8 protein-coding genes are annotated in these 8,076 nt (G+C 72.7%); all 8 read right to left on the reverse strand.

The genetic code is table 11. The features are described from left to right. Nucleotides 1–110 precede the first annotated feature (110 nt). Nucleotides 111–2,036, reverse strand: a complete 1,926-nt coding sequence (metG, locus tag VGW35_01690; protein HEV8306353.1) for a methionine--tRNA ligase — start codon at nt 2,034–2,036, stop codon at nt 111–113. Nucleotides 2,037–2,081: 45 nt separating this feature from the next. Beyond that, entirely contained in the window at nt 2,082–2,969 is an 888-nt protein-coding gene (ricT, locus tag VGW35_01695; GenBank protein HEV8306354.1) for a regulatory iron-sulfur-containing complex subunit RicT, read from the reverse strand. 10 nt (nt 2,970–2,979) lie between these two features. After that, nucleotides 2,980–4,050, reverse strand: coding sequence for a DNA polymerase III subunit delta' (gene holB, locus VGW35_01700; protein ID HEV8306355.1), 1,071 nt, complete (start codon nt 4,048–4,050; stop codon nt 2,980–2,982). Next, a complete protein-coding gene (gene tmk / locus VGW35_01705) occupies nt 4,047–4,715 on the reverse strand; it encodes a dTMP kinase (protein ID HEV8306356.1) in 669 nt (222 codons plus the stop codon). The genes holB and tmk overlap by 4 nt, the downstream gene beginning before the upstream one ends. An 87-nt stretch (nt 4,716–4,802) precedes the next feature. After that, on the reverse strand, nt 4,803–5,930 hold the full coding sequence (locus VGW35_01710; GenBank protein HEV8306357.1) for an acetoin utilization protein AcuC: 1,128 nt from the start codon (nt 5,928–5,930) through the stop codon (nt 4,803–4,805). Beyond that, nucleotides 5,927–6,424, reverse strand: a complete 498-nt coding sequence (moaC, locus tag VGW35_01715; protein ID HEV8306358.1) for a cyclic pyranopterin monophosphate synthase MoaC — start codon at nt 6,422–6,424, stop codon at nt 5,927–5,929. Before moaC ends, VGW35_01710 begins: the two co-directional genes overlap by 4 nt. Before the next feature lie 293 nt (nt 6,425–6,717). After that, entirely contained in the window at nt 6,718–6,954 is a 237-nt protein-coding gene (locus tag VGW35_01720; protein ID HEV8306359.1) for a YdcH family protein, read from the reverse strand. Nucleotides 6,955–7,193: 239 nt separating this feature from the next. Beyond that, nucleotides 7,194–8,076, reverse strand: an 883-nt coding sequence (locus VGW35_01725; protein HEV8306360.1) for a VCBS repeat-containing protein, incomplete at its 5' end; no start/stop codon positions are given.

An 8,076-nucleotide genomic window follows, 5' to 3' on the forward strand; every position in this document is an offset into this window, starting at 1 on the left:
GAATACCCCCCCGATGCCCCCCCGTCGGGGCGGGGGCTATGCCGCCGCTCGGAGCACTCCTCGATGCACCACGCGCTCGCTGGTCGGCGCCGGTTTACTCCGACACACCCCTACCTGACCTTGGCCCCCGGCGGCAAATCCCGGTCCAGCGTGAGGAGCGCGAGCGCGTCGCCTTCCGAGCCGGCCAGCACCATCCCTTGCGACTCGACGCCCATGAGGGTCGCCGGCTCGAGGTTGGCCACCACGACCACCTTGCGCCCGCGGAGATCGGCGGGCGCATAGTGCTCGGCGATCCCCGCCACGAGCCGCCGCGTCTCGTCGCCGAGCTTCACGGTGAGCTTCAGGAGCTTCTTCGATTTCGGCACCGGCTCGGCGTCCAGCACCTCGGCCACCCGCAGATCGAGGCGCCGGAACTCTTCGATGCTGATGCGCGAGGACGGCGCGGCCTCGGGGCGCGGCGCGCCGGCCCGGGCGGCGGGGGCGCTGGCGCCACCGGCGTCGACACGGGGGAACAGCGGCGCCCCCTTGGTGACCCGCGTCCCGGAGACCATCCGGCCCCAGCTCCCCACGTCTTCGAGCCGCGGCACCCCGCCCAGACCGAGCTGGCGGCGGATGGCCGCGGCGGCCTCGGGGACGAAGGGCTCGAGGACGATGCCGAGGATGCGGAGCGCCTCGGCCAGGGTATAGAGCACCGTCCGGAGTCGCTCGGCCCGGGCCGGGTCCTTGGCGAGTGTCCACGGGGCTTGGGCGTCCACGTAGCGGTTGAGCGCGCCGATCCACTCCCAGATGGCGACGAGGGCTCGCTGGAAGGCGAACTCCTCCATCGCCGCATGGACGGCGGCCAGGGCGCGCGTCAGCCCGTCCCGGACCTCGATCTCCGCCGGACCGAGAGACCCCGGCTCGGGGACGACGCCGCCGCCGAAGCTCGTCAGCATGGCCAGGGCGCGGCTCACGAAGTTCCCGAGATCGTTGGCGAGGTCGGCGTTGAGCCGCTCGACCAGGGCCTCTTCGGAAAAGCTCGCGTCCTGGCCGAAGGCCATCTCGCGGAGCACGAAGTACCGGAAGGCGTCACGGCCGTAGGTGTCGGCCAGCTTGAGGGCCTCGACGACGTTGCCCACGCTCTTGGACATCTTCGCGCCGCCGAGCGTCCAGTAGCCGTGCACGTTCAGGTGGCGGTAGATCGGGATACCGGCCGCCTTCAGCATCGGCGGCCAGTAAATGGCGTGGGGCTTCAGGATGTCCTTGCCGATCAGGTGCTGGGCGTGAGGCCAGAAGGTCTGGAACCGGGGGCTGTCGGGCCATCCCGGCGCCGAGATGTAGTTCAGCAGCGCGTCGAACCAGACGTAGGTGACGAAGTTCTCGTCGAACGGCAGCGGGATCCCCCACGGGAGTCGGGTCCGGGGCCGGCTGATGGCGAGATCCTGCAGCGGCTCTCGCAGGAAGGCGAGGACTTCGTTCCGGTAGCCCTCGGGCCGGATGAAGTCTCTGTGCGCCTCGATGTGCTCGAGGAGCCAGGTCTGGTAGCGACTCATCCGGAAGAAGTAGTTCGGCTCCTTGAGAAAGGTCGGGGCGGTCCCGTGCTGGGGGCAGCGCCCGTCCACCAGCTCCTTCTCGGTATAGAAGCGCTCGCAGCCCACGCAGTACTGGCCGCCGTACTCGCCGAAGTAAACCTCGCCGGCGTCGTAGAGCTGCTGGAGGACCCGCTGGACGACGACCTTGTGGCGCGGCTCGGTCGTCCGGATGAAGTCGTCGTAGGTGATCCCCAGGACATCCCACTGGCTTCGAAAGGCCGCCGCCAGCCGGTCGGCGAAGGCCTGCGGCGTTTCCCCGGTCCGGTTGGCCGCGTGGAAGACGTTCTCCGCGTGCTCGTCGGTCCCGGTCAGGAAGAAGACCTCATCCCCGGCCAGCCGGCGGTAGCGGCACATCGCGTCCGCGACGATCGTGGTGTAGGCGTGCCCCAGGTGGGGCGTCGAGTTGACGTAGTAGATCGGCGTGGTGAGGTAGAAGACGCGCCGCGGCGGGCTCGGGAGCGCCATGGGGGCACGCTGGGTCAGTCGGTCACCGGCGGGACGGCCGCCGTCTCACTCGAGGGGTCTGACATGCGGTCGGCCTTCCCACGTGAGCTGGTCGAGCGGCAGCTCGGCCTCGGTGCCGTCGGCGAAGCCCACCCGCACCGTCTCCTTCAGCACCTTGACCGACTTCACGCGCCCGTCCATGCAGCCCCCACCGCCGCACTCGGCCCGACAGGCCTGCCCGACCCGCGGGAGTTGCGCTCGCAGCTCGTCGTAGAGGGAGAACTCGTAGAGGAGGCAGCACTTGAGGCGCCCGCAGTTGCCGAGGAGCCGGCTGTCGGTGAGCGGCATGTCCTGGGCCTTCGCCATCTTCACCGAGATCGGCTCGAACTTCCGGAGGTAGCTCGAGCAGCAGAGCTGGCGCCCGCACGGCCCGATGCCATCCTGGACCTTGGTGACGTCGCGCGCCCCGATCTGGCGCATCTCGATCCGGGCGCGAAACTCCCGGGCCAGTTCCTTGACGAGTTCCCGGAAGTCCACCCGCCCCTCGGCCGCGAACAGCACGGTCACCCGCCGCCCGTCGGGGGCGATCTCGACGTCCACGATCTTCATCTGGAGCCCGTGGCTCTTGGCCCGGATCTGGCACGTCACGACCGCCGCCCGCTCGCGATCCCGCCGGCGCCGGTACTCGGCGACCTCCTCCGGCGTGGCCCGCCGCACCACCCGCGGGTAGACACGGTCGCGCTTCCCCTCGGGCAGCTCGCGCGCCGGGCGGCGCACCTCGCCGAGGACGTGCCCATTCGGGACGTCGACCAGGTAGAACTCGCCGACATGGAGGTCGAGCGCGTCGTCCACCCGGTAGTCGTCGGCGCGCGACCCCTCGCGCAGCCGGATCCCGACCAGACGCACGGGAGGCGCGGTGGGCCCGGCATCGGAGATCCCCGGCATTCTGTCCATCTCCCTTATCCTAGGCCGCCGGCGGCGCGAGCGCCAGGAGCGCGTGCTCGAGCGCCAGGCGCGGGCTGACGTTGCCATCGAGGGCGAGCCAGGATTCTTTGATCGCCGCCAGAGCCGCCGTCAGTCCGGGCAGCGTCAGACGACGCGTCAGGCTCGCCAGCTCCTCTCGACGGTCGATGTTGACGAGCAGGGCGGGATCGCCGCCAGCCGTGAGGCACACGGCGTCCCGATACCAGAGCCAGTAGGTCTCGAGGTAGGCCGCGACCGCGGCCCGGTCCGGCGCCAGCTCGTCGAGGTGTCCGGCGAGCTCCGGCCGAGACACCTCCGTGAGCGCGAGCGCGGCCGCCCGTCGCGCGCGGACCGCCTCCAGGTCGGCGCCGAGGGCGAGGCCGATCTGGCCGCGGCACAACCGGGCCAGCAGCCGGGCGGTGTCCGCGGCGGCGCCCCGCGCCGTGAGCACGCCGACGGCCTCGCCTTCGCCGAGGGGCCGGAACCGCACCGGCTGGCAGCGCGAGAGCACGGTCGGCGGCAGCGCGCGGGGGTTGGCGACGATCAGGACGAGGACGGTGCGGGCCGGCGGCTCCTCGAGCGTCTTGAGGAGCGCCTGCGCCGTCGGCAGGGTCATGCGGTCGGCGTCGTCGAGGATGAAGACCTTCCGCGGGCCCTCGTGCGGCGCCAGCGCGGCCCAGTGCTCGAGCTCGCGGACCTGGTCGATCCGCAGCGTCGCCACACCCCGGGGGTTGTCCTTCGGCGGCAGCGGCGCGATCAGGTGGCAGTCGGGGTGCTGCCCGGCGGCGACCCGCCGGCAGGCCACGCACGTGCCACAGCCCTGCCGGGAGCAGAGGCACGCCTGCGCGAAGGCGAGCGCGGTGAGCCGGCGGCCGACGCCGGGAGGCCCGACGAAGGCGTAGGCGTGGGCGACCCGCTCGGCCGTCAGCGCGCGCCGGAGGAGCGTCACGGCAGCCTGCTGCCCGACGATCGCTTCCCAGAGCGGCGCGGGGCTCGGCGCACCGGGCGGCCCGCTGCGCCCGGTCGTCCCGGCCCGGCCCCGTCCCGGCTCGACACCCTCGCGGGCTCTCACCGCGTCCCTCCGCGGCCGAAGCGCGCCGCCACCACTACACGGATCGCCTCGGCCAGCGCCTCCGCGGGCTGGTGGGCGTCCACGAGCTCGACGCGGGCCGGCTCCCTCTCGTGGATCGCCCGGTATCCCTTGCGCACCCGCTCGTGGAATTCGAGACCCAGCCGCTCGAAGGGATCCGGAGAGAGGGCCGCGTCGTGCGGCCGACCCCGCGCGCGCCGGAGCCCCTCGGCGACATCCAGATCGAGGACGATCGTGAGATCGGGCACGAGCCCGTCGGTCGCGACCCGATTGAGCCCGGCGATGACGTCGAGCGGCACCCCGCGCCCGTAGCCCTGGTAGGCGACGGTGGAGTCGGCGTACCGGTCGCACACGACCACCGCGCCGCCGTCCAGCGCCGGCCGGATGACGCGCCGCACGTGCTCGGCGCGCGCCAGCGCAAAGGCGAAGCACTCCGTGACGGGGTCCAGCGGAGAGCGCTCGGCCAGGAGCTGCCGCACCCAGGGGCCGAGAGGAGAGCCGTCCGGCTCGGAGGTCGTCGCCAGCCGCACCCCGAGCCCCTCGAGCCACGCGGCGAGCCGCGCGACCTGTGTCGACTTGCCCGCGCCCTCGACGCCCTCGACGGTGATGAGCCGCCCGGCCAGGCTCAGCGGTGGCCACTCACCCATGTTCGTGCAGGCTATCACACGGTCCGGCAGGGCTCAATGCATCGCGCAGCCGAGCGCCGCGCGACGCGGCGGTGGAGGTCGGCGCCGTCAGGCGCCGAGGACGGGGAACCCCAGGCGCTCGAGCGCCGCGATCTGGCGCGCGGCGAACTCGCGGGCGGCCCGCACGACTTCCGGCGGCAGGGGCTCGGGGCGATCCCAGAGCCCGGTCCGGCCCCCCAGGTGCCGCCGGGCGGACGCGACGAAGGCCGGGGGCAGCCGGTCGGGCAAGGCGACCTCGTTCATGAGGGCCCAGGCGATGGTCCAGGCCCGGGCGACGTTCGCGAGATCGTAACCCCCGCCGCCCAGTGCGACGAGGCGCGGCGCCAGGTGTAGAATCCGCCGGACCGCTTCCGCGAAACCGTCCACGCTGAGCGCCAGGTGGGTGAGCGGGTCCGTCCGGTGGCTGTCGATCCCGAGCTGGGCCACCACGACGTCCGGGCGGTAGGCCCGGACGACGGGCGGCACGACCGCGTCGAAGGCCTCGAGGTACACGGCGTCGTCCGTGTACGGCTGGAGCGGCACGTTGACGGCGTACCCGCGGCCGGGGCCGGCCCCGATCTCCTCGACGAAGCCCGTGCCCGGGAAGAGGCGGTCCCCCCGCTCGTGGGTCGAGATCGTGAGCACGTCGGGGCTTTCGTAGAACGCGGCCTGGACGCCGTCTCCGTGGTGGGCGTCGATGTCGACATACGCGACGCGGAGGCCACGGGCGCGGAGCGCCTGGATCGCCAGGACCGCGTCGTTCAGGTAGCAGAAGCCCGAGGCCCGATCCGGCATGGCATGGTGCAGTCCGCCCGCGAAGGCGAAGGCGCGATCGACCTCCCCCGCCGCCACCAGCTCGGCGGCCTGAATCGAGCCGCCGCAGGCGAGCGCCGAGGCCTCGTACATGCCGGGCCAGATGGGGTTGTCGCCGGGCCCCAGCCCGTAGCGGGAGGCCTCCGGCGCCGGCTGGCCCGCGCTGGCCCGCCGGAGCACCTCGAGATAGTCCTCCGTGTGGAAGCTCCGCAGGACGTCGTCAGGCGCGGGGCCGGGGGCCAGGACCTTCGTCTCCGGCAGGGCGGTGAGCCCGAAGGCCTCCATGAGGGCGAAGGTGAGCCCGAGCCGCTCCATCCGGAGAGGGTGGTTGGACCCGTAGTCGAAGCGCCCGTAGGCGTCGGAGTGGACCAGGGCCGTCCTCATGGGACGTTCGCCCGACGGCGCCCGGTCCCCGGGCGCACCCAGTGGCCGCTCCGGCCTCCGGACTTTTCCAGGAGGCAGAGGTCGGTCAGGACCAGCCCGCGGTCGATCGCCTTCACCATGTCGTAGATGGCGAGTCCGGCGCCGGCGGCGGCGGTGAGCGCTTCCATCTCCACGCCCGTCTTGTCGACCGTCCGGACGGCGGTCTCCACGTGCACGGCCGAGCGGCGCCGATCCAGCGCGAAGCGGACGTCGATGCCGGTGAGCCGCAACGGATGGCAGAGCGGGATCAGCTCGGCCGTCCGCTTGGCGGCCATGATCCCGGCGAGCCGGGCCACGCCGAGGACGTCGCCCTTGACGATGCGGCCCGCCGCGATCGCGGCGAGTGTCGGCGGCCGCATGCGAAGGGTGACGCGGGCGCGGGCCTCGCGGGCCGTCTCCGCCTTCTCGGTCACGTCGACCATCCGGGCCTTGCCCTCCCGATCGACGTGCGTCAATCCGGCGAGGCCGACGGCGCCGGGCCGGTCGTCGGTGGACCGGAGGGCGCGGCGGGCGCGTGATCGGCCGAGAGCCGCTTGGACGGGAAGGGGGGCGAGCCGAGAGGGGCCGCCCCCCTTGAGGGCGCGGGACATGATGAAGGCGCCGGATCCGCTAGATCGTCGGAGGGGGCCTCAACGGCCCCCTCCGAGACCTCCCCCAGGAGCGTTGCGGCGGCAGAGCCGCCGCTCGGAGCGCTCTCCGATGCACAACACGACCGGTCACAGACGCCGGGTCACTCTGACACATCCCGCTAGGCGGGCATCTGGGCGGAGCGCTGGCTCTGCCGAATGAGCGCCTCCATGCGGTCCTTGGCCATCAGCTTCAGCTTCTTGAGCTCACCCACCCGCCACTGTTGCTCGGTCGTCAGGAACGGCCGGGCCTGGAGGCTCTGGATCTCGCGCTCGTATCCCTGGTGCTCCTCGCGGAGCCGCCGGAACTCGGCGTTCGCCTCCGACAGTTGCTGGACGAGGACCTCGCGATCCGGCATGATCCCCTCCTTGACGGCACAAAAACAAAAATGGCCAGCGCCTCACTGGCCGCTGACCTCGCCTTCCTGGACCCGTTGCGCACCCGACGCACTCGGCCCTCCCGTAGCTCCGGGGTTCGGCCTTTCGCGCTGTGCCTCCCTTGTATCAAATCCCGCCGGAGGCTGTCAAGCCGCCGGCCTCGGAGCCTCCGGACGACATTCAGCCACCGGAGGGGCCGGCGAGGTCCTCCCCCGAGGAACTAGGGACTCGCCCCGACCGTGACGCCGCCCAGGAACGCCGGAACATAGGCGAAGAGATTCGCCAGCAGGCCGAGGGTCCCGCCGTCGAATACCTTGACCTGCGGCCCCCCTCCGGCGCCGGCCCCCGTGATGATGTCGGCCGTCCCGTCGCCGTTCATGTCCCCGGCGGCCACGAACACCCCGCCCGTGAAGGCCGGAGCGTACGCGAAGAACGCCCGGGTGAGCCCGCCCGTCGGGTCGAAGACCTTGACGACCGGCGCCGCGCCCGGCCCCGGCCCCGTGATGATGTAGTCCGCCCGGCCGGCGCCGCCCATGTCCCCGGCTGCCACCCGCACGCCGCCGGTGAAGCTCGGGTCGTACGCGAAGAAGTTCGCCAGCATCAGCCCGGTCGCGCCCGAGAAGACCCGGACGTTCGGCCCCCCGCCCTCGCCCGCCCCCGTGATGATGTCGGCCATCCCGTCGCCGTTCACGTCCCCGGCCGCCACGAAGACGCCGCCGGTGAAGGTCGGATCATAGGCGAAGAACGACCGGAGGAGCGCGCCCGTCCGGCCGTCGAAGACCCGGACGTTCGGCCCCCCGCCCGGGCCCGGCCCCGTGATGATGTCGGCCCGCCCGTCGCCGTTGACGTCCCCCACCGCCACCCGCACCCCACCCGTGAAGCTCGCGTCGTAGGCCAGGAAGCTCCGGAGGAGCGTGCCGGTCACCCCGTCGAAGACCCTGACTTCGGGGCCGCCGCCCGGGCCCGCCCCCGTCACGATGTCGGGCACGCCGTCGCCGTTCAGGTCGCCCCCGGCCACGTAGACCCCGCCGTGGAACTCGGCCGCATAGGCGAAGAAGCTGGCGACCGGGGCCAGCGAGCCGGGCCCGAACACCTTGACGTGG

It is taken from the genome of Candidatus Methylomirabilota bacterium, assembly GCA_036005065.1.
In the GTDB taxonomy this organism is placed as follows: domain Bacteria; phylum Methylomirabilota; class Methylomirabilia; order Rokubacteriales; family DASRDR01; genus DASYQW01.